Genomic DNA, 23,538 nt, shown 5'->3' with positions numbered 1-23,538 from the left:
CGCCAGGCAGGATGCGTTCCGCGGCCACCGTGCCGCCGCGGCCGCGCCCCACGGAAACCCCAATCGAACCAGTTCCTTCCCTGCCGCGTCTCATCACGATGGCGAGGCATTTGATCGCGCGCGTCCGGCTGGCGGCGCGGCGATACCGGCAGGAGGGATTTATGCGCATCACCGCAAGATATCTGGCAACGACGAGTCTGGTTCTGGTCGCCATGGCGACGGCAACGCCGTCATGGGCCGCCGATGTGGACGCGACGTCGGCCATCGATACCGTTACCGTCTATCCCGACGGCGCCACCATCACCCGCATCATCGCCGTCGATCTGCCGTCCGGGGACTCGACGCTGGTCGCCAAGGACTTTCCGCTTGCCCTCGATACGTCCTCCATCCGGGTCGAGGGTGAAGGCGGCGCAAAACTTACCATCGGCACGATCGATGCGCGACCGCCGCGCGCGGCGCCGGTCAATCTGCCCGAGCTGGAAAAGCGCATCGAGGCGCTGAACGACCAGCGCGCCGACCTGCAAGGCGCGATCGACTCGGCCAATGCGCGCCGCAAGTTCGCGGAGCACTTTGCGGAAGCCTCCCCCGTGGGCATCGGCGAGAAGGGCGAAGCGCGGCCGATCGCCGAATGGCGTACGGCCTTTGCCGCGGTCGGCGAGGAAATTGCGAGCGCCGATACCGCCATCCGCGACGCCACGCGCAAGTTGCGCGAGATCGATCGTCAGATCGTCCAGCTCGAAGCCGAGCGCAAGGCCAAGCCACCGAGCAAGCTCGAGGTCCGCATGGACGTTGCCGCGCCGGCCGCGACCAAGGCGACGTTGCGGGTGACTTATAATGTGCGCAATGCGCGCTGGCTGCCGCTCTATGACGCCCGCCTCGATACCGGCGCCAAGGACCGCAAGCCGCAGCTCGAGCTGGTCCGCCGCGCGGAGATCACGCAGTCGACCGGCGAGGACTGGTCCAACGTGACGCTCGGCGTCTCCACGGTCCGCATCAGCCGCGGCGGCAGCGCACCGGAGCTGCATTCGCTGGTGGCGCAATATCCGCAAGTCCCGAAGCCGTTGGCGCTTGGCACGGCCTCTGATCTGGCGCGGCCCGCTCCGATGACGCGCCAGGCGCAATCGCCGGCAATGGCCAAGATGGCCGAGTCGGCCGAGCCACGTGAACGCGCCGACGAGCAGCAGGCGGTTGCCGAGATCGGCGACTTCCAGGCCACGTTCAGGATTCCCGGCCGCGTCAGTCTCGGCGCGGCCGAGGGCGCCAAGAGCCTGCGCATCGCAGCGATGACGGTGCCCGCTGATCTCGCGGTGCGCGCCGCGCCGGTGATGGATCCGACCGCCTTCCTCGAAGCCAGCTTCAAGCAGACCGACGACACGACATTGCTGCCGGGCAAGGTCGCGATCTACCGCGACGGCGTCTTCGTCGGCCGCGGCAAGCTCACGGCCTCGGCGAAGGACGACATCGTGCGGCTCGGTTTCGGCGCCGACGACAAGATCAAGATCGAGCGTGCCGTACTCAAGCGCAACGAGGGCTCGGCGGGCTTGCTGGTCACGACGTCGAAGACCGACGAGCGTTCGTTCAAGACGACGATCCGCAACGGTCACGACTTCCCGATCAAGGTCGCGATCGAGGATCAGCTGCCGGTCAGCGAGAACGAGGACATCGTGGTCGAGATGCTGCCCTCGACCACGCCGCCCACCGCGAGCAACATCCGCGATAAGCGCGGCGTGCTGGAATGGTCGTTCGACGCCAAGCCCGGCGAGGCCAAGGACATCAACTTCGCCTGGCGCATCCGCTGGCCGAAGGACAAGGGCATGGTGATCGTGCCGGCGGGTTAGCGATCACTGAGATGACACCGACCGCGATCCTTCACCTCTCCCGCTTGCGGGAGAGGTCGGCGCGAAGCGGCGGGTGAGGGTTCTCTCCCTACGGGGAGCATCCCATTGCGGAGTTACTCTCTCCCCGCAAGCGGGACGAGGGAGTGCAGCTTCATCGCGAAGCGGGCGGCGCCGCCCGCATCGATTGCGGCAGTACGTAAGGCACGCCGTCGTCAGCCTGATGGACGACGGCGTCGATCTCAAAAATGTCGCGGATGATCTCGCGCGTCACGACCCCAGTGCGCGGGCCGTCGGCCGCGAGCCTGCCGCCGCTGAGCACGACCAACCGGTCGGCGAAGCGGATCGCGAGGTTGAGGTCGTGCAGGATCGCGATCACGGCCGTGCCGCCTGCCGCGCGGTGGCGGGCGGCTTCGACGAGGTCGATCTGGTGGCGCAGATCGAGGCTCGAGGTCGGCTCGTCCAGCAGCAGAAGTCCCGGACCATGCTCGGCTTCGCCGCAGGCGAGCTGCACCAGCACGCGGGCGAAATGGGCGCGCTGCTGCTCGCCGCCGGACAGTGTCGGCAATTGCCGGTCTCTGAAACGGGTGAGGCCAACCTCGTCCAGCGCGGCATCGACCAGCGCGCTCGCCTCGCGCAAGCTGCGATCGCCAGCGCCCATCAGCACGATTTCCTCGACCGTGAAGGGGAAGGTGACGTTGATGTGCTGGGACAGCATGGCGCGGCGCGCGGCGAGCTCGTGCGGCGTGTAGCTGCCGATGTCGCGCTGCTTCAGCCGCACCTCGCCTTCGTTCGGGCGGAGATCGCCGGAAAGCAGCCGCAGCAGCGTCGACTTGCCAGCGCCGTTCGGGCCGATGATGGCGACCATCTCGCCGGCGGCAACCGTCAGGCCGACCCCATCGAGCAGCGTGGCGGCGCGGCCGGCGCGTTTGACCAAGCCGCGCGCCTCGATCACGGCGCTCATAGCGAAGCCAGCCCGCGCTGCCGCAGCAGGATGCCAAGGAAGACCGGCGCGCCGACGGCCGCGGTCAAAATGCCGATCGGCATCTCCGCGGGCGCCACGATGGTGCGCGCCAGCGTGTCGGCTCCGACCATCAGGATTGCACCGAGCAGCACCGAGGCCGGCAGCAGCAGGCGATGCGCCGGTCCGATGACGAGGCGGAGCAGATGCGGCACGACGATGCCGACGAAGCCGATGACGCCGCTGATCGATACCGCGACGCCGGTCATGGCGGAGACCATCACGATCGAGATCCGCTTCAGGCGCTCGACGTCGACCCCGCCGTGAAAGGCGTCGGCCTCGCCGAGCACCAGCAGATCGAGCCCGCGCGCAATGAAGGCGCAGGCCGCGAGCCCCATGACGAGGATCGGCACGAGCATGGCGGCCTTGGTCCACGTCGTGCCGCTCATCGATCCGAGCAGCCAGAACGTGATGTCGCGGAGCTGGCGGTCGTCGGCGATGAACACCAGGAGCCCGATGCCGGCATTGGTGATGGCGGTGATGGCGACGCCGGCGAGCAGGAAGATCGCGATCGAGGTCCGCCCCGAACGGCTGGAGATGCCGTAGAGGATCGCGGTCGTTGCCAGCGAGCCCGCAAAGGCCGCGAGCGGCAACAGCTCGGTCTGGAGGAAGCGCAGCGCTTCGCCGAAGCGTGAATCGGTGAACACGATCGCGCTCGCGGCGGCGAGCGCACCGCCGCTGGAGACACCGACCAGCGCGGGATCGGCGAGCGGATTGCGAAACAGCCCTTGCATGATCGCGCCCGCTGCGGCGAGCAGGCCGCCGACCATCGCGGTCGCAGCGATCCGGGGAATGCGGATCGACCACAGTACGAGCTGGTCGCGCGCCGTCATGGCATCGGCCGTCGAGTTGCCGGCAAAGCCGAGCGCAGCAGGCAGTCGCGAAAGGGGAATGCCGGCGGCGCCGACCGTCAGCGCGACAATCACGGTGAGCACCAGCAGCACGAGCAGAAGGGGAATCGCGAACGAGGCGGAACGTCGTCCTGCGCTGGCGCGTCGTCGCGGGGCTTGCGCATCCGTCCCGACGGCCGCACTCATTGCCGGCAATTCGCCGCCGACAGGGCCGACGTGAACGCGCCGCCCTGTTCGGCCAGCGCCGGATAGAGCCTGACCGAAAGATCGCGCGCCGCCGCCGCCGTGCGCGGTCCGAACCCGAGCAGATAGAGCCCGTCCATGGTGATGAAACTCTTGTTGGCCGCGACCGGTGTCAGCGCAAAGCCGGGATGGGTGTAGACCGCATCAGCCTGGAGCGAATCCCTGCCGCGCTCGATCGACAGCACGACATCGGGCTTGGCCGCCACGATCGCCTCGTCGCCGATGATCTTGTAGCCGTCGTAATCGTCGACGGCATTGGCGGCGCCGGCGAGCTGGATGATCTCGTCCGCCGCGGTCTTGTGGCCGGCGACCATGGCGCGTCCGTTCTGGAGCGACATCACGAACATCACGCGTACCGGCTTCGTCACCTTGGCACGCAGCGCGCGGAGCTGTGCGAGATCGGCGCCGACCGCAGCGCTCAGGCATTCGGCGCGCGCGTCGACGCCCATGGCATGGCCGACCAGCTTGATCTTCTCGATCAGGCCGTCCTCGGAAAAGGTCTCGGGCACCAGCACCAGCGGCACCTTCGCCGTCTCCAGGATGTCCATGGTCTCGCGCGGGCCCGATCCCTGGATCGCCAGGATCAGCGAGGGATTGAGGCCGAGCACGCCTTCGGCCGAAATCTGGCGCATGTAACCGACATTGGGTTTGTCGTGCAGCGCCGCCGCCGGATAGAGGCTCGTCGTATCGACCCCGACCAGCCGGTTCTCCAGCCCGAGCGCATAGAGGATCTCGGTGATGGCACCGCCGATCGAGACCGTGCGCGCGAAGTCGGCAACAGTGATGTCGCGATTGCGCGCATCATGCACGATGATACCGGCGGCGTGCGCGCCGGACAGAAGCGCGAATGTGCAGGAGAGCAGGAGACTTGCAAGCGTGCGACAAAATGTCATTGCGGTTCACTTCGTCAGGATCAGCTTGTTCTGCGAGGTCAGGCGCAGGCGATAGCTGTCCTCGCCATGTGCGATGATGATCTCGCGCTCGGCCGCAAACAGCTCGCGGCTGTCGATCCGATTGCCGCGCAAGATGAGGGGCCTCGTTGCTGCAGAAGGGCTTCCTGCAGGCCGCGCCGCGTCGCCGCCGCTGTCTCCGGACGTTGCTGACATTGTTGCTGTGATGCGCCTTCGAAATTTCAGATGCGACTTGCCTTGTATAGGCGGCGCGAGGCGCATTCCAACGGCGGCAATTTACAATCGATATAAACTGCAATCCGATGTCATTGACCGTCAGAGAGTTGCCACGTAACCAATTATGGCAGCGGGATGACTTGCCCGCGTGCTTTCGAAAATCAGCCAGCCAGTCGTTCGCGTTGCGAACGCACGCCAGCCAAACGACTCCAACATTGAAGTGAAGTACAGGCTGAGGCTGATATGGCTAACGGGGCTAGGTATTCGCGCGCCCTGATTTTGGGCGCGTCGGTGGTTTCAATCGCGGCAATGACGGCGGCGAGAGGACTTGCGCAGACCGCCCAGCCGCAGGCTGAAGCTGCGTCTCCGGAAAGGCCGGAGCCGGCCAAGCGCAAGCCGGCCAAGCCGCTGGTCGCGCAGCAGGCCGCGCCCGAGGTGATGAACGCGCAAGCGCAAGTAGGCGGCGCCGCGCCCGTGCAGACGCTCGACACCATCACGGTCGCCGCGACCAAAACCCCGGAGCGTGCGATCGATGCGCTGGCGCCGGTCAGCTCGATTTCGCTCGACAAGATCCAGGGGCTTCAGCCGAACCGGCTGTCGGATGTCTTTTACGCCGTTCCCGGCGTGTCGTTCCAGGAGCGCGGCGACGATCCTGCGACCGTCATCAACATCCGCGGCTTGCAGGACTTCGGCCGCGTTGCGGTCGTCGTCGACGGCGCACGGCAGAACTACCAGCGCACCGGCCACAACGCCAACGGCTCGTTCTTCCTCGATCCTGAACTGATCGGCGGCATTGATGTCGTGCGCGGCCCCACCGCGAACATCTATGGCTCCGGCGCGATCGGCGGTCTCGTCTCGTTCCGCACCAAGGATATCAACGACGTGTTGCGCCCCGGCGAGCGCTGGGGCGTCGACATGAGCGGCTCCTACGGCACCAACAAGGACCGCGGCCTCGGCTCGGTGTTCGGCGGTGTGCGTGCCACGCCCGACGTCGACATCTTCGGCGGCGCGGTCTACCGCACGCAAGGCAACTACAAGGACGGCAACGGGACCGAGATCGGCAACACCGGCAATCAGGTGGAAAGTGGGCTGATGAAGCTCACGGTGCGGCCGGCTATCGGTCACGAGGTCAAGTTCGGCGCCATCTTCCAGGATTACCAGTACAATATCGGCCAGTTCAATCGCGGCCCGGTGGCAACCGCGGCGCAGCGCGCGCTCTACCAGGGCTCATCTGTCTACGCGTCCGACGCCAAGAACTACACCGGCACCATCACCTGGAACTATTCGCTGCCGAGCGACAATCTGTTCGACTGGCACATGTCGGTCTATGGCAATCGCGTCGACAACGACCAGACCAAGACCTATCACAATTCGACCGCAGGCGCGGTCCTTTGTGGCACGGGCAATTTCGGCAACAACATCTCCGGCTGTGTCGGCGACAAGCGCGGCTATGTCCTCAACACCTACGGCATCGACGTGAACAACACTTCGCGCTTCAATGTCGGCGACTGGCGCAATGCGCTCACCTGGGGCGTCGACGCCTTCCAGGACGATGTCATCACGACCGACAGCCGCGGCAATTCAAACATCACCACGCCGAGCGGCATCCGCACCGTGTCGGGCGGCTTCATCCAGTTGAAGCAGAATTACAGCACCTGGTTCGAAGCGGTGAGCGCGATCCGCTATGACCGCTATGACCTAGACTCCGGTAGGACGAGCGCTGGTGGCGATCGCTTCTCGCCCAAGATCACCTTGGGCGTCACGCCCGTCGTCGGCTTCCAGCCCTATGTCAGCTATGCCGAGGGCTATCGCGCTCCGTCGATCACCGAAACCGTGATCTCCGGCGCTCACGCGACCGGTGGCGGACCGGCTCTCTTCCCCTGTCCAGACGGCACGGTCGGCCTGTTCTGCTTCCTGCCCAACCCGAACCTTCGTCCCGAGGTCGGCAAGAACAAGGAAGTCGGCTTCAACCTGAAATACGACAACATCTTTACCGCGTCCGACTCGTTCCGGGGCAAGATCAATCTGTTCCGCAACGACGTCAGCGACTATATCGACCTGGTCCCGTTCGGATTCGTGACGTTCCCGGGCGTTGGCTCGTTCGCGCAGTACTACCAGTACCAGAACATCGCGCAGGCCCGCATCCAGGGCTTCGAGGCGGAGACGATGTACGATGCCGGCAACTGGTTCGTCGGTGTCGCCGGCCACTACATCCAGGGTAAGAACGCCGCCACCAATATCGGGCTCGCGACCATCACCCCCCGCAAGGTCGTCACGACCGGCGGCGTCCGGCTGCTCGATCGCACCCTGATCCTGTCGGCACAATGGGCTTCGTTCGGTCCGAACAACGACGTGCCCGCCGGCTATCTGCCGGCGACCGGGTACGAGCTGGTCAACCTCTACCTGACCTACAACGCGACCAAGGACATCGTGTTCTCGGCCTCGATCGACAACCTCTTGAACCAGTACTACCGGCCTTACGCCATTCCCGGCAGTTCGACCGACAGCACGTCGCAGAACGACGTGCTGTGGTCGAGCCCCGGGCCCGGCAGGGTCTACAAGGCCGGCCTAAGGATCCACTTCGGAGGTGCGTAGCCCGGAGGCGTCGCAACACCACAAATTTCCGCCGGGCCGCGCTGATGCTCCAGCGCGGCTTCGGCGCGTTTTCGACTTGATAAGAAGGAGAGACTTTCATGTTCATCGCTATGAATCGCTTCCAGGTGAAGAAGGGCGCGGAGACCGCGTTCGAAACCGTCTGGGCGACCCGCGAATCCTATCTCGGCAGCATGCCGGGCTTCGTCGAATTTCATCTCTTGAAGGGTCCTGAGGCCGAGGATCACACCCTCTATTCGTCGCACACGCTTTGGGTCGATAAGGCCGCGTTCGAGGCCTGGACCCGTTCGGACCAGTTTCGCCGCGCCCATGCCCGCGCCGACAATCAGACGGGCGAGAGCCTCTATCTCGGACATCCCAAGTTCGAGGGCTTTGAGGTGATCCAGAGCGAGCGCAAGGCCGTAGCGGCCTGAGGCGGTGGTAGAGATGAGGAGCCGGATATGCTGAGCACCGATCTTGCCGACCTCTGGGCGTATATGGCCGACAATCCCGGCGCGGTCATCGAGGACGTTGCGCGTGAGCGCAAGGTCACGCCGCGCGCGGTGATCGAGGCGCTGCCGTCATCGATGGTGCGTATGAGCGGCGGCGAGCACTTCGCCGTCGCCATGCAGGACATCGCCGAATGGGGCGAGGTCACCCTGATCGTGCACACGGATGATGCGATCTTCGAGTTCACCGGCGCAATTCCCGCGGGCGAGATCGGCCGCGGCTACTTCAACCTGATGCAGCCCAAGGGATTGCATGGCCATCTTCGCCACGAGCGCTGCGCGGCCGTGGCCTTCGTCGAGCGTCCCTTCATGGGCAAGACTTCGGCCTTCGCCGCCTTCGTCAATGCTGACGGCGGCATCATGTTCAAGGTCTTCGTCGGCCGCGACGAGACCCGGGCCCTTCGTGCGGATCAGCTGGCGCGGTTCAGGCAGCTTGCGGACCGCATCGCGGCACAGCCGGCCGCGTAGCTTTCTCTGTCTGTCGGGAGATCAGCATGCAAGGCAATTCCAGGCTTCGGCACGTGATCCTAACAATCGTTCTGGCGCTCGCGCCGTCGCCGGCCTTCGCGATCGACGAGGCGCTGTTGCCGCGCAATCTGTCGCCCTGGGGCATGTTCGTCAGCGCCGACATCATCGTGAAGATGGTGATGGTCGGGCTCGCTGTCGCCTCGCTGATGACGTGGACGGTATGGCTCGCCAAGACCATCGAGCTGCGCCGCAAGGGCGCGCTGGCCTTGCAGCGGACCTGCGCGCTCGAAGGCAATTTGACACTGGCTGATGCAGCGGCACGGGCCGGCGATGCGCATGATGCGGTCGCCCAGCTCATTCAGTCCTGCGCCAGGGAGGCGGAGCTCTCCGGCGGCGTCCTCGACGACGGCCTCCAGGAGCGCGTGGCGCTGCGGCTGGAGCGGGTCGAGGCGGCGATGTCCCGGCAGATCGCGCGCGGCACCGGCGTGCTCGCGACCATCGGTGCCACCGCGCCGTTCGTCGGCCTGTTCGGCACGGTCTGGGGCATCATGAATTCCTTCATCGGCATTTCCGAGAGCCACACCACGAGCCTTGCGGTGGTCGCACCCGGCATTGCGGAGGCGCTGCTCGCCACCGCACTCGGCCTCGTCGCCGCGATCCCGGCGGTCGTGATCTACAATCATCTCGTTCGCGGTATCGCCAATTACCGCGCACTGCTCGGCGATGCCTCGGCGCAGCTGATGCTGCTGGTGAGCCGCCAGCGCGACCACAGAGAATTCCGCCTGGCGCGGGCGGCGGAGTAAGGCCATGGCCGCGAAGCTCGGCGCACGTTCGGGATCGCCGCTCAAGCGTGGCGACCCTGACGATCTCGACGTCACCCATGAGATCAACGTCACGCCGTTCATCGACGTGATGCTGGTGCTGCTGATCATCTTCATGGTCGCCGCGCCGCTCGCTACCGTCGATATCGGCGTCGAGTTGCCGGCGACCGCCGCCGAGCCGGCGCCCCGGCCCGACAAGCCGGTCTTCGTCACCGTGAAGCCGGACCTTTCGATCGCGGTTGGCGAAGACGTCGTGGGCCGCGACGCGCTCGGCACCTCGCTCGCTGCCGCCACCAAGGGCCGCAAGGACGAACGCATTTATCTGCGTGCCGACAAGGCGGTCTCCTATGGCGACCTGATGGAGGTGATGAACAGCTTGCGCAATGCCGGCTATCTCAAGGTCGCCCTCGTCGGCCTCGACGGACGCAGCTGATGACCGCGAACGCGTTCGTCCTGCACGAGCCGCTCGGCGAGAGGGAGGCCGCGCGCTGGGGCCTGTCGGCGGGCGTGATCGTGGCATTGCATGTTGCCGCTGCGCTGCTCGCGATGAATTGGCTGAAGCACGTCCCCGACGAAGGCGTCAACATGCCGGCCATCCTCATCGACATGACGCCGGAGACGTCTGCGCCGCAGTCGACGCCGCTCGATATCGCGCCGGGACCCGTGATGCAGCAGGCGGATGCCTCGCCGCCGGAGCCGATGCAGCAGCAGGCCGTCGAGGATATGATTCCGCCGACGCCCCCGCAGGAAAAGCCGGATGTGGTTGCCCTGCCGGAGCAGAAGCTCGAGCCAAGCCCGCCAAAGCCCGAGCCTGCGAAAGTTGCCTCCGTGGAGAAGCCGGCTCCGGTCAAGCCCAAGGTGGTGCGCCCCGACGCCCGGAAGCCGTCGGACGCGCCCCCCGCGCCCCGCACTAGCGCCCCGCCACGTGCCGAGCGCGAGGCGCCGCTGGCCTCCGCGGTGAATGCCGGCTCGGTCGCTTCAGCAATGGCGACCTATTATCAGCGAGTCCGCGCGCACCTCATGCGCTTCCACCAGTATCCGACAAGTGCGAACGGCCAGAGGGGCGTGGTCAAGGTGAGCTTCACGCTCGGCCGTGGCGGTCAGGTGCTGTCAAGCCGCCTCGGCGGCTCCTCGGGCGTGGCAGTGCTCGATGCCCAGGCCATGGCAATGGTGCGCCAGGCCCAGCCATTCCCGCCGGTGCCGTCTGACATCAACTATGCGACGATTCCCATCAACGTTGGTGTCGCGTTCGGCAAGTGATGGACGACGAACTCCTCCCCCGCGCCCGGCGGGAGAGGAGCAGAAAGTTTGGCTCACTTCGCCTTCAGGAAATCCGCGACATCGAGCAGCATGAACTCGTCGTCATCGGCCTTGTTGGGATCGCGGCTGGACGAGAACGGCAGATTGTTGTCGTTGCCGACGATGATGTGGGTCTCGTCGACGCGATCGACGTTCTCGATGGTGAAGAACGGGAAGGTGTAGACGCCGTCGTTGAGTGGCTTCCTCGCCTTCTTGTCGGGATCCTTGATCTTCAACAGGTCGATATAGCCGATCTTGCGCACGGGCTTGCCGACATTGGCGTCGGTGACCTCGATCTTGTAGACGCGCTTGAACTTGGCGATGTCGGGGAAGCAGTTCGCGCCGCGGGTGCCTTGCGGGCAGGCCTTGTCGGCGGTGCCTTCGCCGTTGTCGCGCTCGATGATGAGGCCGGAGGCCGGATCGATCATGTTGAAGTCGCCGATGGCGTTGCCGTTCTGCTCGAACACATACTGCCAATAGCGGCCGGTGAACTTCTCAGCGGCGACGTCGAATTCGAGGATGCGGGAGGCTTCCTTGCCATCGACCTTCTCCCAGTCCTTCTTGTCGGCGTCCCACAGCGGTCCTTCGAGCAGGCCGTAGAGGAATTTTCCGTCCTTGGACGAGGCAAAGCCCTCATAGCCCTTGGAGCGGCGGAGGTTGACGTTGGTGTAGGTCGCGCCCGGCGCAGCCGGCGTTCCCACCGCCCAATTGTCGGGCGAGCGCACCGGCTTGCCGTCCGCGACCGTCTCGAACACGGCCAGGATCTTGCCGGACTTGTCGGCCTTCAGGATATAGGGGCCGAACTCATCGCCGATCCAGAAGGTGTCGCCGATGATCTGGAAGCCCTCGGTGTCGAAGTCCGCGCCGGTGAGGTAACGCTTTTGCGTGTCCTCATGCACGATGCGGAAGGGTACCTTCTTGTCGGGATCGTGCAGGAAGATGGTCTCCAGCCGCTCGATCTTGCCGCTGGCCCAATCCATCTTGTAGCGGTTCAGGTACAGCATCGAGTCCGGCGAGTTGGCGCGCGCGCCCATGCCGTTGTCGGTGATGACCCAGAACGTGCCGTCGGGCATGGTCTTGATGCCGGAATGGCCCTGCAGCGGCTGGCCCTTGAACGGCAGCGACACGCCGGTCGCCCGCTCAAAGGATTTGCCCATCACGGTGCCGAGCGCGTCGACGCGCTTGCCCGTGGTGTACTTGCCTGAGGTCTTGAGATCGGCGGGCGCATCGGCCGGAGCGTCGATCAACGACTCGGCCGGCATCACCACGTGGCCGGCGAGCTTGGCCGGGAATTCACCTTCGCTCTGCGCGAGCGCGGGGCTCGCGGTGAGAATGATCGTTGCGACGGTGGCAAGAAAAGTCGCGCGCATGTGCGTCTCCTGTTGGCGGACGCACGCCTTATGCGGACGGCACATTGCAGTTTTGTGAAGCTGGGCCAAACGCCGCAGTGCCCGGTTACTCCCTTACCGCGCGGGTGAGTCGCAGCGCATCGCAAGCGCTGCGGCCGGCATCACACGCCCTCATAGACCAGCCTGGTGAAGAAGCCGGGATCGACGAGGAACTGCCCAAATTTCGCGTCGAATGCGGCCGTGGGCTTGGCGGCAACGATCTCCTCGCGCGACTTTCCCTGTTTCTTGAGATTGCCGACATTGTCCCTGATCGCGACCAGCATGTCGCGGAATGCCTGCAGCTCGGCCTTGTTGCTGACCGGCTTGCCGTGACCGGGAATGATGATGGTGTCGTCCTTCGCCACCGCCAGATTCGCATCCGACGCCGCGATCATGCCGTTGATGCTGCCGCCGGTCGAATAGTCGATGAACGGATAGATGCCGTTCCAGTAGGTGTCGCCGACATGCAGGACATTGGCCTCGGTAAACATCACCGAAATGTCGCCGTCGGTATGTGCCGGCCCGTAGTACCTCATCGCAACCGATGCGCCGTTGACCTTGAGATCGTGCTCCTTGGCGAACACCTGGGCCGGGACCGCGCTGGCGGGCAGGGCGAGGAAATTATAGTCCCAGTCCTCGACCCGCTGAACGACGGAGAGGTGCTTGCGGGTATTTTCGTGGGCAATGATCTTCGCGCCGGCCGCCTGCAGCCATTCATTGCCGTCGGCGTGGTCGAAGTGCCAGTGCGTATTGACGAGGTGCGCGATCGGCTCCTTGCCGAGCTCGGCCAGCGCCTTGGTGAGCTGCGGGCGCGAGACGCCGATGCCCCCATCGACCAGAAGTTTTCCGTCCGGTCCCGTGAGGACGGCGATGTTGCCGCCGGATCCTTCCAGCACGCTGATATTGTTGCGCAGCTTGTAGGTCGTGATGGGAGACGTTGCCGCGCTGTCCTTGATCAGGCTGACGAGGCCGCGCGCCTCGGCGTAGGCCTGCCGGGGGCTGAGCCAGCCCGTCGTCGCAGCGAAAGCGCCGCCGACACAACAGAGGCAAAAGCCGCGCCGGGACAATGAGGGGAGCTTTGGCGAACCCATGCAATCCTCGCTTTCTGGAGCGAGGATCGATGGCACCAACGCCCACACCCGCCGCCGGTGCGGCAGGTAGCACCAGCGAAGGCCGGCGTTCTACCACGATAGCACGATCCACCGTGATCGCACGGAAGCCGCTACTCCTTTACCGCGCCGGTCAGCGAGGACACGTAATAGTCGACGAACAGGGAGTAGAAGACCGCAACCGGCAGCGAGCCGAGCAGCGAGCCCGCCATCAGCGCACCCCACTGGTAGACGTCGCCGGTGACGAGCTCGGTCAGGATCGCGACCGGGACGGTCTTGTTGGCGCCGCTCTGGATGAAGGCGAGCGCGTAGATGAACTCGTTCCAGGACAGTGTGAAGGAAAAGATGCCGGCCGAGATCAAGCCGGGCACCGCGAGCGGTAGCGTGATCCGCCGCAGGATCTGGAGCCGCGTGGCGCCGTCGACCAGCGCGCATTCCTCGAGCTCGTAGGGGATCGACTTGAAATAGCCGATCAGGAGCCAGGTGCAGAACGGCACCAGGAAGGTCGGGTAGACCAGGATCAGCGCCAGCGGCGAGTCGAACAGGCCGAACTGCACCACGACCGTGGCGAGCGGGATGAACAGGATCGACGGCGGCACTAGATACGCCAGGTAGATGCCGAGGCCGACATAGGGGCTGCCGCGGAAGCGCAGGCGCTCAATGGCATAGGCAGCCAGCGTGCTCGCGATCAGCGACAGCGTGGTCGACCCGATCGCCACGAACATCGTCGTCCACAGCCAGCGCGGATAGGCGGTATTGAACAAGAGGTGCTTGATGTGCGCCAGCGTCGGCGAGGAGATCCAGAACGGATTGTGCTCCTTGTAGTTCATCAGCTCTGCGTTCGGCTTGAACGACGTGATCGCCATCCAATAGAACGGGAACAGCAGGATGAGTACGAAGCAGCCGAGCGGCAGATAGATCATCATCAGCCGCCGCAGCCCGGAATCCCAGGCCATCGTGTCGGGCGCTGCCTTCGCGTCGGCGACAGCCGGTTGAGCGACGGTATCAGTCATTGCTCTCTCCCTGCTGCCATTTGCGGCGCGCCAGGCCGAAATAGGAGAACAGCGTCGCGAACACCAGGAACGGGATCATCGACACCGCGATCGCGGCACCTTCGCCGAGCTCGCCGCCGGCAATGCCGCGCTGGAAGGCCAGTGTTGCCAGCAGGTGGGTCGAGTTCACGGGCCCGCCGCGGGTGATGGCGTAGACCAACTGGAAGTCGGTGAAGGTGAAGATGATCGAGAAGGTCATGACGATGGCGAGGATCGGCATCATCATCGGGAAGGTGATGTAGCGGAAGCGCTGCCAGGCGCTGGCGCCGTCGAGCATTGCAGCCTCGTAGAGCGAGGGCGAGATGGTCTGAAGCCCCGCCAGCAGAGAGATCGCGACGAAGGGAATGCCGCGCCAGATGTTGGCGGCGATCAGCGAGAATCGCGCCGGCCAGGGCGAACCGAGGAAGTCGACATTGGTGTCGCGCCAATGCAGCACGTCGACCAGGAGATAGGAGATGATCGAGAATTGCGGATCGTAGATCCACCAGAACGCCAGCGCCGAGAGCACCGTCGGCACGATCCAGGGCAGCAGGATGATCGCGCGCAAGAGGCTCTTGAACGGGAAATGGTTGTTGAGCAGCAGCGCGAGCCAGAAGCCGAGCGCGAACTTCCCGAAGGTCGCGATCGAGGTGTAGACCACGCTGTAGAACACCGCGTTCCACCACAGGGGGTCGGTGAGCAGATACTGGAAATTCTCGAAGCCGATATAGATGCCGCGCCGGCCGATCGTGGTGTCGGTAAAGGCGAGCCAGATGCCGAGGCCGAGCGGATAGGTCAGGAACACCGCGAGCAGCCCGATCGCTGGTGCCAGGCACATCACGATCAGGAACGGCTTGTAGTCGAACAGACGAACAAGCCATGAGGGCTGCCGGTGCGCGAGGGCGGGAGAAGAAAGCGTCGTCACGGACATCAGTGTGTTGTCCTGTTCTCGAAAGTCACCACACCGTCATTGCGAGCGAAGCGAAGCAATCCAGTCTGTCTCCTCGGTGAAGGTCTGGATTGCTTCGTCGCAAGTGCTCCTCGCAATGACGGCCTATCGGCCGTTATCGCTGCCGCCTGAAGTATCGCTTGCAGCGCTGCTCCGCTTCCGCGGCGGCGGCCTCCGGTGTTGCCGCACCGGTCGCGACCGAGGCGAACATCTGCACCGTCACATAGTCTGCGCGAACCGCACCCGTGGCGGTCGAGATCGGACCCTTGTAGCCGGCGTAGTAGTTGCTGTTCATGGTGTTCTTGAAGATCGCGACCTTGGGGTCGCCCTTCCACACCGCAGCATCGGCATAGGCCGCCAGCGGTTGCGACCAGTAGCCGCTGTTTGCGTTGAGCCACGGCTCATACTGGTCCTTCTCCAGCATGAATGTCAGGAAGGCCTTTGCGGCGTTGGGATATTGGCTGTGCTTGAATACCATGGCGTTCAGCGTCAATCCCGACATTGGCGAGACCGGTGCAAGCCCCTTCGGCAGCAGCTGATGCTCGGAATCCTCGGCAATTGCGGCCAGCGCCGGATCGTTCTTCAGCGAGAAGTACAACGAGACGCCGTTCGCGGTCAGTCCGATTTCCTGTGAGGAGTACGCGCGGTTGTTGCTGACGTCGTTCCAGGAGGGCGTCCCGGGGATGAAGGTCGGATAGAGCTCCTTGACATATTGCAGCGCGGCGATGGTCTCCTTGCTGTTGATGGTGACATTGCCTTCCTCATCCAACAGCGCGGCGTTGTGCGACCACATCATCCAGTCGGCAAAGCCGTTGCCGTCGCCGACGGCGTTGCCCAGCGCAAAGCCGGCGGGCTTGCCGGCCTTCTGCAGCTTCTTGCAGAGATCCAGGAGGCCGGCATGGTCCTCCGGGGCCTTGTCGAACCCGACAGATTTGAGAATCGACTTGCGATAGATCAGGGGGCCGGCCGTGGCGCCGAACGGGAGCCCGATCCAAGTGTCGCTCTTGGCCTTCTTGCCGTAGGCCTTCGCAAGGTTCTGCCAGCCGCCATACCTCTTGCCGAGATAGTCGGCGACATCGGTCAACTCGATCAGCTTGTCGATATAGATGTGCGGAGCATCGGAGAAGCCGATGATGATGTCGGGGCCGGCGCCGGAATTGGCGGTCACCGCGGTCTGCTGGTTGATGTCCTCCCAGCCGACGAAGTCGACCTTGATCTCGACACCGGTCTCCTTGGTGAACTTGGCCGCATTGGCGCGGAACACGTCCTCGTCGGCCTGGACGAAGCGCACCGGGCGCAGCATGCGCAAGGACGCGCCCTTCTCGATCGGCAGCTTCGGTGCGGGGACGTCCGCGGCCTTGATCGCGGATTGGGCATTCGCAGCAGTACCGGTCGCGGCGATGGCCGCAGCGGACAGGCCCAGCGCCAAGGCATCACGACGTGTGATGTCGTTCCTCATCAGTTCCTCCCTATGATGTCTCCCTTCCCGGCGTTGATCGCCGGTGAAGGGCCGTTTCGGTCTTCGACGCGCCTTGCGCCGGCCGCCTTAGCTGTTCGGTCCGCGATCCATGCTGACAGGCTGCCAGCGGCGGAGCGCGGTGCTTTGCAGCACCGACGGATTGACGCAGCTTACCGGCCACATGCCCTGGAGCACCAGTGACAATTCGTAGCCCACGCGGCGCTTGCGCGCCTCGTCGAACCGTGCCGAGGCCGAGGCGACATGGGCGGTCAGGGTCACGTTCTCCATGCCGAGCAGCGGATTGTTGTGCGAGGGCGGTTCCTTCTCCAGCACGTCGAGGGCGGCATGGGCGATCCAGCCCTCCTGCAGCGCCTTGATCAGGCTTTCCTCGTCCACCGTAGCCCCGCGGCCGGTGTTGATGAAGATCGAACCCTTCTTCATCTGCCGGAAGTGCTTCTCGGTCAGCATGTGATGCACCTCGGGCCTTGCAGGGGCATGCATCGAGACGAAGTCGGATTGCGACAGCACCTCGTTCAGCGTCGCCGGAACGACGCCGTGGTCGTACATCAGCGTTTCCTGGATGAAGGGATCGTAGGCCATCATGCGCAGGCCGAAGGGCGCGGCGCGTTTCGCAACCGCACGCGCGACGCGGCCGAACGAGATGAAACCGAGCGTCTGGCCCATCAGCCTGGGGACCTTGAGCAGCGCCGGCCGACCCTCGGCCCAGCGGCCGTCGCGCACCATGCGGTCCTGCTCGACCAGGCGGCGGAAGCCCGCGAGCAGCAGCATCATGGCGTGGTCGGCGACCTCCTCGATGAAGGTGTCGGGGATATTGGTGACGGGAATGCCGCGGGCAGTCGCGGCCTTGATGTCGACGCTGTCGACGCCGACCGAGCCGAGCGTGATGACCTTGCAATTGTCCAGCGCGTCGATGATCGACTTGGTGATGGGGATGCTCTTGGCATAGATGGCGTCGGCGGATTTGGCGGCGGCAATGAACCCGGCTTCGTCGGCCGGCGCCTCGATGATCTCGGCGTCGATCGGATCGAGCGCCTCGCGCTCAAAGGAATAGTCGCTGCTTGCGACCGTGAAGCTCGCGCCCTTCGGCGTTACCACCCTGTATTTCGGCATTTCTTGCTCCGATTTGGTCTGTCGGTTCTTGTTGTGACCCGACGTCAATGACGGGCCTTTGCGTCTTTTACGCGAAATCCATGTCGTCGCGTACAATTCCCGGTTGTCGGCATGGAGATAAATTGCTCGTTTTTGCGGCTGCTTCCGGGCTTCTACGGAGGTGCGTAAGTAACTTGCTAATGGGTGCCACACTAAAATTTGACTCAAATCAAAAAGGCATGCGCGCAGTCCGCGCTATCCGAGGAGCCCATCGTGAAGTTGAGCAATCTGAAGATCGCCCCGAAGTTGGGCGTCCTTGTCGGCGTCACCTTGTTCGGCCTGTGCATCTCCGGTGTCCTTGCCGGCTACCTCATGAAGCGCGAGATGGTGAACGCGCGCATCGACCAGACCAAGGCGATCGTCGAGCTGGCCCGCAACTATGCGGCCACGCTGGTGAAGCGGGTCAATGCCGGTGAGATGACCAAGGAGGCCGCGCTCGCCGAGCTGCGCCGCTACGGCAATGCGATGACCTACGACAAGGGCTCCGGCTATCTGTTCGGCACCACCTATGACGGCATCACGCAGCTCGCGCCTGATCCGAAGCAGATCGGCACCAACCGCATGGACGTGGAGACGAACGGTCGGAAGCTGTCTCGCGAGATCATGGACGGGGTCAAGGCCAATGGCGAACTCCTGCTCTTCTATGAATACGTGAAACCCGGCCAGCCAAAGCCGATCCGCAAGCTCGGCTACTCCGTCGCGGTGCCCGGCTTCGACATGTATCTCGGCACCGGCGCCTATCTCGAGGACATCGACGAGAAGATGGTCCCGATCTACTGGCTGCTCGGCTTCGCCATGCTCGGCATCGTCATCGTCGCCGGCAGCGTCGCCTGGCTGATCGGCCGCAGCATCAGCCGCCCGCTCGCGCTGCTAGGGACCCGCATGAAGGCACTGGCCAATGGCAGCCTCGAAGGCGACATTCCGGGCGTCGGCCGTGGCGACGAGGTCGGCGAAATGGCCTCGACCGTGCAGATCTTCAAGGACAACGCCGTTCGCATCCGCGACCTCGAGAAGACCGAGGCCGATGCCAAGGAACGGGCCGCGGCGGAACGTCGCAGCGCGATGGAGGGCATCGCCAACGACTTCGAACGCAGCGTCAACGGCATCGTCCGCTCGGTCTCCTCGGCCGCGGCCGGCATGCAGTCGACCGCGCAGTCGATGACCGCGACCGCGAGCGACGCCTCGTCGCGTGCGGCAACGGTCGGCGCGGCCTCGCAAAAGGCCTCCGGCAATGTCGGCACGGTTGCGGCTGCCGCCGAAGAGCTGTCGAGCTCGGTTGCGGAAATCTCCCGCCAGGTCACCCGCTCGACCGAAGTCGCAAGCCGCGCCGTCAGCGACGCCGAGCGGACCAACGCGACCGTGCAGGTGCTCTCGACCGGCGCCGAGAAGATCGGCGAGGTCGTCAAGCTGATCCATTCGATCGCCGCGCAGACCAACCTGCTTGCGCTCAATGCCACCATCGAGGCGGCACGCGCCGGTGAATCCGGCCGCGGTTTCGCGGTCGTCGCCTCCGAGGTCAAGGCGCTCGCCAACCAGACCGCGAAGGCGACCGAGGAGATCTCCGCGCAGGTCGCGGCGATGCAGACCTCGACCAGCGACGCGGTCACGGCTATCTCCGGCATCACCCAGACCATCGCCGAGATGAGCGAGATCACCGCCGGCATCTCCGCATCGATCGAGCAGCAGGGCGAGGCGACCCGCGAGATCGCCCGCAACATCCAGTCGGTCGCGGCCGGCTCCAGCGAGATCAACGCCCATATCGGCAGCGTCACTTCGGCCGCGGAAGCGACCGGCAGCGCGGCCACCGACGTGCTCTCCAACGCCCGCGAGCTGGACAACCAGTCCGGCGCGCTGCGCAGCGCCGTCGACGGCTTCCTCGCCAAGGTGCGCGCGGCCTAAATGCTCGCGCTGAATTCGTAGGGTGGGCAAAGACGCGCAAGCGTCGTGCCCACCTTTTCTTTTTGAATTCGTGGCGAGTAATGGTGGGCACGCTACGGCTTTGCCCACCCTTGTATTAGCCGGACGGCTTATATTGAACCGTTCCGTGAGGAATGGCCCAGCCCGGGTGGCCGCCCGAGCTGGGTCGCCGTTCGATCGGATCGGTGCCCACCAAAGCCTTGAGGGCTGTCTGACGTAGCGAGATCGCGATCGGCACTTCATCGGGACCCGAATGGTTGAACGAACTTGAGGTTCGCATCACAAGGGAGGGATCGACGAAGATGGCCAAGCATACCACGATCTGTGCCGGGATCGATACCGGCAAACGGAAGCTCGATGTGGCGATCGAGGGCCGCCGCGAGCAGCTGCAGGTGAAGAACACGCCGGAAGGTCACGAGGACCTGTTGGCGTGGCTGCGACAGCATCGCGTCAAACGCATCGGCATCGAGGCGAGCGGCGGTTACGAGCAGCCTGTCGTCGCCGAACTGCGGCGCAAGCGGTTTGTGGTTGTGGTGTTTCAGCCGGCTCAGGTCCGGGCCTATGCTAAATTCCACCTGCAGCGAGCCAAGAACGACAAGATGGATGCCGCTCTTATCGCAGCTTGCACCGCAGCAGTGCGGAAGATCCATGCCGCGCCCGATCCCCGGTTGCTGCCATTTGCCGAGCAGCTGACCATGATCGATCAGATCGGTGAGGATATCGCGCGCCTGAAGAACAGGATCGAGAGCTGCCGCAATGTAGGGATCAACAAGCTCTGGCAGGAGGATATCGCTCGCCTGGAACAACGTGAGACGGCGGCACTCAAGGCCCTGGTCGCCTCGATCCGCAAGCATCCCGACCTTGCCAAGAGGCTTGCGCTGATCAACAGCGTCGACGGCATCGGGTTGCCGACCGCCGTTGCCATCCTGGTGCGCCTGCCTGAGATCGGCCGGATCACGCGGGAGCAAGCTGTCGCTCTCGCCGGCCTTGCGCCCTATGACGACGACAGCGGCGACCAGACCGGCGGTCGGCATATCGAGGGCGGACGCAAGCGGCTGCGTCGCGCCCTTTATACGGCTTCACTCGCTGCATCGTTTCGATGGAACCCGCAGCTCATCCAGCTCTACCGACGGCTAACTGCGGCCGGAAAGGAACACAAGCGCGCGCTCGTTGCCTGCGCCAGGAAGATGCTCATCTTCGCCAACACAGTGGTGGCTCGCGGCACGCCGTGGTGCGACAAACCGCCAGTGCGATCGTTCTCTGTTTCTTAGTTCGACCGCGACGTGTTTCTTCGTCCCGACCTACGGCTCCTCATGACGTCGCGCGCAGCGACCGTCAAGGATGGCCGTCGCTCGCCCTAACCTCACCTGACCTGCTGCCAGGCCACGCCTTGACGGACGCGAGTACGGCGTCATCATCGATGACGCAGGCGATCCGAAAGGGCACAAAAAACCGCCGCCACTTAATGGTTGCTACGAGACCTCGTGCCCCGGACGCAGCGCAGCGCTTCTTCAGCGGTGCGCTGCGGAGCCGGGGCCCATGCTTGCGGCATTCTGGGTCCCGGCTCAGCGTCGCGTCATTGCATGCCGCGCCGCGTCCGGGACGCGAGACCGGCCTACTGCTTCTCGATCTTCGCGTTCGTGATCAGCTTCTCCCACAGCACGAGCTGCTGGTTCACGAAGGTGCCAAGCTCTTCCGGCGTGCCCGAGAAGGCGTCCATGCCGAGGGTGGCGAGCTTGGCCTTGATCTCCGGATTCTCGACGATCTTCCTGATCTCCGCGTTGAGCCGCGTCACGATCTCCTTCGGCGTGCCGGCGGGGCCGAAATAGCCCTGCCACGACGAGATGTCGAAATCAGGCACGCCGGCCTCCTGCATCGAGGGCAGATGCGGCACCAGCGGTGAGCGCTCCTTGGTGGTGACCGCGAGTGCACGCAGTGCGTTACCGTTGACGTGGGGCAGGCCGGTCAGGATGTCCACGAACATCATCGAGACGCGGCCGCCCATGACGTCGTTGAGCGCCGGCGGCGAGCTCTTGTAGGGCACGTGCAGGAGGTCGAGCCCGGCATTGTGCGCAAAGGTCGCGCCCGACACGATCGCCGAGGACGAACCCGAGGCGTAGCTCAGCTTGCCCGGATTGGCCTTGCCATAAGCGACGAGCTCGCCGACGGTCTTGGCCGGCACTTCGGGATTGACGACCAGCATGAAGGGCAGATCGCCGGTGCGCGCGATCGGGGCGAAATCCTTGACCGGATCGTAAGTGAGGCTCTTGAGCAGGTAGGGATTGGCCGAATGCGTCGTGTTGGTCGTCACCAGCAGCGTGTAGCCGTCGGGGGCGGCCTTCGCGACATAGGTGGCGGCGAGCATGCCGTTGGCGCCGGCCTTGTTCTCGATCACGATACCGACCCCGAGCGCCTGCGACAGATGCTGCGAGATCAGCCGCGTCGTGGTGTCGGTGCCGCTGCCGGCCGCGAATGGCAGCACCAGCGTGATGTTGCGGCTGGGATAATTGTCGGCGTGAGCCGTGGATACGGCGGCGAGACAGAGCGTGGCCGTAGCGACGGCGCGCAGGTTTCGAATTAACGCTGAAAGCATGTCTGGACGTTCCCTCTTTTTTCGTTGGCGGGGAACCTAGCGTCTCGGAGGATAAAGAGAAAGATGCGTCTGGTGTCGCGCTTCGCCGCGTCCGGGGACGCGCGCGAGCGTCCACGTCGCGGAATTACTTCACCGCTGAGCCCTGGCGCGACGCGATCACGACGCCGGCGAGCACCAGCGCGTAGCCGATCAGGTGGAACGGCTGCAGCTTTTCGCCGAGCAGTAGGATCGCCATCGCCGAGCCGAACACCGGCACCAGATGAAAGAACGGCGCGGCGCGGTTCGGGCCGATCAGCGCCACGCCGCGGTTAAAGAAGAGATAGGCCAGCGTCGAGGGAAAGATCAGGATGTAGCCCATCGTCGCCAGCGTCGTTGCGTCGAATTGCAGCACGCGGCCGCTTCCCGCTTCCCAGATTGCGGTCGGCAGCAGCATGGTCGCGCCGCAGCAGGTGGTGAAGGAGAGGAAGGAGAGCTGGTGGATCTTTGGCCGCCGCGGGATGAAGGCGGAATAGAGTCCGAACGCCACCAGCGAGGAGGCGAACATGATGTCGCCCCTGTTTAAGCTGATGCTCGCGAGCGCGGCAAGATCGCCGCGCAGGATGATGATGAGCACGCCGAGAAGCGAGATCGCGATGCCGGCGAGCTGCGCGCCCGTCAGCCGCACGCCGAACAGCGCCAGTGACCACAGCGCCACGAACAGGGGACCTGCCGACTGGATCAACAGTGCGTTCAGCGCCTCGGTGTATTGCATCGCCCAGTACGAGATCGCGTTGTTGAAGGCAAAGCCCACCAGCGACAGGAACAGCATCAGCGGCAGGCTGTCGCGCAAGGCAGGCCAGTCGCGCTTCAGATGCGGCCAGGCGAACGGCAACAGGATCAGGAACACGCCGAACCAGCGGATCGTGGTCACGGTCAGCGGCGGCACATGCGCGCCGACATGGCGCGCGAGCACGATGTTGCCGGCCCAGAACAGCGAGCTCAGGCTGAGCAGCAGATAAGGCTGGTTGTTGAGCCAACCGGCCGGATTCGAGGCCGGTGGCGCGGGCGAAGCGATCGTCATTGATGCCTCAGATTGCGCCGGATCGTCGTTGCGGCACAAGCCATGCCGCCGCAATGCTACAATGCGCCCATGAACCAAAGTGGCGGCTTGGGCGGC

The 23,538-nt window shown here is 64.7% G+C and carries 22 protein-coding genes; 9 read left to right on the top strand and 13 right to left on the bottom strand.

What is annotated here, in order from left to right:
* The first annotated feature begins 161 nt into the window (after window positions 1-161).
* On the top strand, window positions 162-1,838 hold the full coding sequence (locus tag NLM27_RS27875; protein WP_254146337.1) for a mucoidy inhibitor MuiA family protein: 1,677 nt from the start codon (window positions 162-164) through the stop codon (window positions 1,836-1,838).
* Between the two features lie 151 nt (window positions 1,839-1,989).
* Here the strand turns inward: NLM27_RS27875 and NLM27_RS27870 are convergent, their stop codons facing one another.
* From NLM27_RS27870 to NLM27_RS27855, 4 genes are read right to left on the bottom strand one after another with little or no spacing between them, the layout of a single operon-like run.
* Window positions 1,990-2,799 (bottom strand): heme ABC transporter ATP-binding protein, encoded by an 810-nt coding sequence (locus NLM27_RS27870; RefSeq protein WP_254146336.1) that lies wholly within the window; start codon window positions 2,797-2,799, stop codon window positions 1,990-1,992.
* Window positions 2,796-3,893 (bottom strand): iron ABC transporter permease, encoded by a 1,098-nt coding sequence (locus tag NLM27_RS27865; protein ID WP_254146335.1) that lies wholly within the window; start codon window positions 3,891-3,893, stop codon window positions 2,796-2,798. Before NLM27_RS27865 ends, NLM27_RS27870 begins: the two co-directional genes overlap by 4 nt.
* Window positions 3,890-4,843 carry a hemin ABC transporter substrate-binding protein gene (locus tag NLM27_RS27860; RefSeq protein ID WP_254146334.1) on the bottom strand — a complete coding sequence of 318 codons (954 nt, stop codon included), beginning with the start codon at window positions 4,841-4,843 and terminating at the stop codon, window positions 3,890-3,892. Before NLM27_RS27860 ends, NLM27_RS27865 begins: the two co-directional genes overlap by 4 nt.
* 6 nt (window positions 4,844-4,849) lie before the next feature.
* Window positions 4,850-5,056, bottom strand: coding sequence for a hemin uptake protein HemP (locus NLM27_RS27855; protein WP_254146333.1), 207 nt, complete (start codon window positions 5,054-5,056; stop codon window positions 4,850-4,852).
* A 264-nt stretch (window positions 5,057-5,320) separates the two neighbouring features.
* Here NLM27_RS27855 and NLM27_RS27850 point away from each other — a divergent pair, with 264 nt between their 5' ends.
* From NLM27_RS27850 to NLM27_RS27825, 6 genes are all read left to right on the top strand, one after another.
* Window positions 5,321-7,672 (top strand): TonB-dependent hemoglobin/transferrin/lactoferrin family receptor, encoded by a 2,352-nt coding sequence (locus tag NLM27_RS27850; RefSeq protein ID WP_254146332.1) that lies wholly within the window; start codon window positions 5,321-5,323, stop codon window positions 7,670-7,672.
* A 98-nt stretch (window positions 7,673-7,770) separates the two neighbouring features.
* Window positions 7,771-8,103, top strand: a complete 333-nt coding sequence (locus NLM27_RS27845) for an antibiotic biosynthesis monooxygenase (RefSeq protein WP_254146331.1) — start codon at window positions 7,771-7,773, stop codon at window positions 8,101-8,103.
* A gap of 27 nt (window positions 8,104-8,130) precedes the next feature.
* Window positions 8,131-8,646 carry a heme utilization cystosolic carrier protein HutX gene (gene hutX / locus NLM27_RS27840; protein WP_254146330.1) on the top strand — a complete coding sequence of 172 codons (516 nt, stop codon included), beginning with the start codon at window positions 8,131-8,133 and terminating at the stop codon, window positions 8,644-8,646.
* A 26-nt stretch (window positions 8,647-8,672) separates the two neighbouring features.
* Window positions 8,673-9,449 carry a tonB-system energizer ExbB gene (gene exbB, locus NLM27_RS27835; protein ID WP_254146329.1) on the top strand — a complete coding sequence of 259 codons (777 nt, stop codon included), beginning with the start codon at window positions 8,673-8,675 and terminating at the stop codon, window positions 9,447-9,449.
* A gap of 4 nt (window positions 9,450-9,453) precedes the next feature.
* A complete protein-coding gene (gene exbD / locus NLM27_RS27830) occupies window positions 9,454-9,900 on the top strand; it encodes a TonB system transport protein ExbD (RefSeq protein WP_254146328.1) in 447 nt (148 codons plus the stop codon).
* Window positions 9,900-10,727 carry an energy transducer TonB gene (locus tag NLM27_RS27825; RefSeq protein WP_254146327.1) on the top strand — a complete coding sequence of 276 codons (828 nt, stop codon included), beginning with the start codon at window positions 9,900-9,902 and terminating at the stop codon, window positions 10,725-10,727. The genes exbD and NLM27_RS27825 overlap by 1 nt, the downstream gene beginning before the upstream one ends.
* A gap of 53 nt (window positions 10,728-10,780) precedes the next feature.
* Here NLM27_RS27825 and NLM27_RS27820 read toward each other — a convergent pair whose 3' ends face one another.
* The 6 genes from NLM27_RS27820 to NLM27_RS27795 form a co-directional block, all read right to left on the bottom strand.
* Entirely contained in the window at window positions 10,781-12,136 is a 1,356-nt protein-coding gene (locus NLM27_RS27820) for an esterase-like activity of phytase family protein (RefSeq protein WP_254146326.1), read from the bottom strand.
* A gap of 140 nt (window positions 12,137-12,276) precedes the next feature.
* A complete protein-coding gene (locus NLM27_RS27815; protein ID WP_254146325.1) occupies window positions 12,277-13,245 on the bottom strand; it encodes an MBL fold metallo-hydrolase in 969 nt (322 codons plus the stop codon).
* 131 nt (window positions 13,246-13,376) lie between these two features.
* Window positions 13,377-14,276, bottom strand: a complete 900-nt coding sequence (locus NLM27_RS27810) for a carbohydrate ABC transporter permease (protein WP_254146324.1) — start codon at window positions 14,274-14,276, stop codon at window positions 13,377-13,379.
* Window positions 14,269-15,225, bottom strand: a complete 957-nt coding sequence (locus NLM27_RS27805; RefSeq protein WP_254146323.1) for a carbohydrate ABC transporter permease — start codon at window positions 15,223-15,225, stop codon at window positions 14,269-14,271. Before NLM27_RS27805 ends, NLM27_RS27810 begins: the two co-directional genes overlap by 8 nt.
* Before the next feature lie 133 nt (window positions 15,226-15,358).
* Window positions 15,359-16,702, bottom strand: coding sequence for an ABC transporter substrate-binding protein (locus NLM27_RS27800; RefSeq protein WP_254146322.1), 1,344 nt, complete (start codon window positions 16,700-16,702; stop codon window positions 15,359-15,361).
* 87 nt (window positions 16,703-16,789) lie between these two features.
* Window positions 16,790-17,833: a C-terminal binding protein gene (locus tag NLM27_RS27795; protein WP_254146321.1), complete on the bottom strand. Its 1,044-nt coding sequence runs from the start codon at window positions 17,831-17,833 to the stop codon at window positions 16,790-16,792.
* 252 nt (window positions 17,834-18,085) lie between these two features.
* On the opposite strand from NLM27_RS27795, the gene NLM27_RS27790 reads away from it, so the two are divergent.
* Window positions 18,086-19,771, top strand: coding sequence for a methyl-accepting chemotaxis protein (locus NLM27_RS27790; RefSeq protein ID WP_254146320.1), 1,686 nt, complete (start codon window positions 18,086-18,088; stop codon window positions 19,769-19,771).
* A gap of 115 nt (window positions 19,772-19,886) precedes the next feature.
* Here the strand turns inward: NLM27_RS27790 and NLM27_RS27785 are convergent, their stop codons facing one another.
* Window positions 19,887-20,099, bottom strand: coding sequence for a hypothetical protein (locus NLM27_RS27785; protein ID WP_254143540.1), 213 nt, complete (start codon window positions 20,097-20,099; stop codon window positions 19,887-19,889).
* Here NLM27_RS27785 and NLM27_RS27780 point away from each other — a divergent pair.
* A complete protein-coding gene (locus NLM27_RS27780) occupies window positions 20,092-21,060 on the top strand; it encodes an IS110 family transposase (protein WP_254143541.1) in 969 nt (322 codons plus the stop codon). The two genes, NLM27_RS27785 and NLM27_RS27780, sit on opposite strands and share 8 nt — an antisense overlap.
* A 344-nt stretch (window positions 21,061-21,404) precedes the next feature.
* On the opposite strand, the gene NLM27_RS27775 is transcribed toward NLM27_RS27780, so the two are convergent.
* Both NLM27_RS27775 and NLM27_RS27770 read right to left on the bottom strand, forming a co-directional pair.
* A complete protein-coding gene (locus tag NLM27_RS27775; RefSeq protein ID WP_254146319.1) occupies window positions 21,405-22,382 on the bottom strand; it encodes a tripartite tricarboxylate transporter substrate binding protein in 978 nt (325 codons plus the stop codon).
* A gap of 124 nt (window positions 22,383-22,506) precedes the next feature.
* Complete coding sequence (locus NLM27_RS27770; protein ID WP_254146318.1) at window positions 22,507-23,442, bottom strand: DMT family transporter; 936 nt, start codon at window positions 23,440-23,442, stop codon at window positions 22,507-22,509.
* Between the last annotated feature and the right edge of the window lie 96 nt (window positions 23,443-23,538).

It is taken from the genome of Bradyrhizobium sp. CCGB12 (assembly GCF_024199845.1).
Lineage (GTDB): Bacteria > Pseudomonadota > Alphaproteobacteria > Rhizobiales > Xanthobacteraceae > Bradyrhizobium.
This window is presented reverse-complemented; position numbering and strand designations above follow the sequence as displayed.

What these genes read in the sequence shown, in the direction of transcription:
- NLM27_RS27875 (WP_254146337.1), top strand. Translation starts at nt 162, where the DNA reads ATGCGCATCACCGCAAGATATCTGGCAACGACGAGTCTGGTTCTGGTC.
- NLM27_RS27870 (WP_254146336.1), bottom strand. Translation starts at nt 2,799, where the DNA reads ATGAGCGCCGTGATCGAGGCGCGCGGCTTGGTCAAACGCGCCGGCCGC.
- NLM27_RS27865 (WP_254146335.1), bottom strand. Translation starts at nt 3,893, where the DNA reads ATGAGTGCGGCCGTCGGGACGGATGCGCAAGCCCCGCGACGACGCGCC.
- NLM27_RS27860 (WP_254146334.1), bottom strand. Translation starts at nt 4,843, where the DNA reads ATGACATTTTGTCGCACGCTTGCAAGTCTCCTGCTCTCCTGCACATTC.
- NLM27_RS27855 (WP_254146333.1), bottom strand. Translation starts at nt 5,056, where the DNA reads ATGTCAGCAACGTCCGGAGACAGCGGCGGCGACGCGGCGCGGCCTGCA.
- NLM27_RS27850 (WP_254146332.1), top strand. Translation starts at nt 5,321, where the DNA reads ATGGCTAACGGGGCTAGGTATTCGCGCGCCCTGATTTTGGGCGCGTCG.
- NLM27_RS27845 (WP_254146331.1), top strand. Translation starts at nt 7,771, where the DNA reads ATGTTCATCGCTATGAATCGCTTCCAGGTGAAGAAGGGCGCGGAGACC.
- hutX (WP_254146330.1), top strand. Translation starts at nt 8,131, where the DNA reads ATGCTGAGCACCGATCTTGCCGACCTCTGGGCGTATATGGCCGACAAT.
- exbB (WP_254146329.1), top strand. Translation starts at nt 8,673, where the DNA reads ATGCAAGGCAATTCCAGGCTTCGGCACGTGATCCTAACAATCGTTCTG.
- exbD (WP_254146328.1), top strand. Translation starts at nt 9,454, where the DNA reads ATGGCCGCGAAGCTCGGCGCACGTTCGGGATCGCCGCTCAAGCGTGGC.
- NLM27_RS27825 (WP_254146327.1), top strand. Translation starts at nt 9,900, where the DNA reads ATGACCGCGAACGCGTTCGTCCTGCACGAGCCGCTCGGCGAGAGGGAG.
- NLM27_RS27820 (WP_254146326.1), bottom strand. Translation starts at nt 12,136, where the DNA reads ATGCGCGCGACTTTTCTTGCCACCGTCGCAACGATCATTCTCACCGCG.
- NLM27_RS27815 (WP_254146325.1), bottom strand. Translation starts at nt 13,245, where the DNA reads ATGGGTTCGCCAAAGCTCCCCTCATTGTCCCGGCGCGGCTTTTGCCTC.
- NLM27_RS27810 (WP_254146324.1), bottom strand. Translation starts at nt 14,276, where the DNA reads ATGACTGATACCGTCGCTCAACCGGCTGTCGCCGACGCGAAGGCAGCG.
- NLM27_RS27805 (WP_254146323.1), bottom strand. Translation starts at nt 15,225, where the DNA reads ATGTCCGTGACGACGCTTTCTTCTCCCGCCCTCGCGCACCGGCAGCCC.
- NLM27_RS27800 (WP_254146322.1), bottom strand. Translation starts at nt 16,702, where the DNA reads ATGAGGAACGACATCACACGTCGTGATGCCTTGGCGCTGGGCCTGTCC.
- NLM27_RS27795 (WP_254146321.1), bottom strand. Translation starts at nt 17,833, where the DNA reads ATGCCGAAATACAGGGTGGTAACGCCGAAGGGCGCGAGCTTCACGGTC.
- NLM27_RS27780 (WP_254143541.1), top strand. Translation starts at nt 20,092, where the DNA reads ATGGCCAAGCATACCACGATCTGTGCCGGGATCGATACCGGCAAACGG.
- NLM27_RS27775 (WP_254146319.1), bottom strand. Translation starts at nt 22,382, where the DNA reads ATGCTTTCAGCGTTAATTCGAAACCTGCGCGCCGTCGCTACGGCCACG.
- NLM27_RS27770 (WP_254146318.1), bottom strand. Translation starts at nt 23,442, where the DNA reads ATGACGATCGCTTCGCCCGCGCCACCGGCCTCGAATCCGGCCGGTTGG.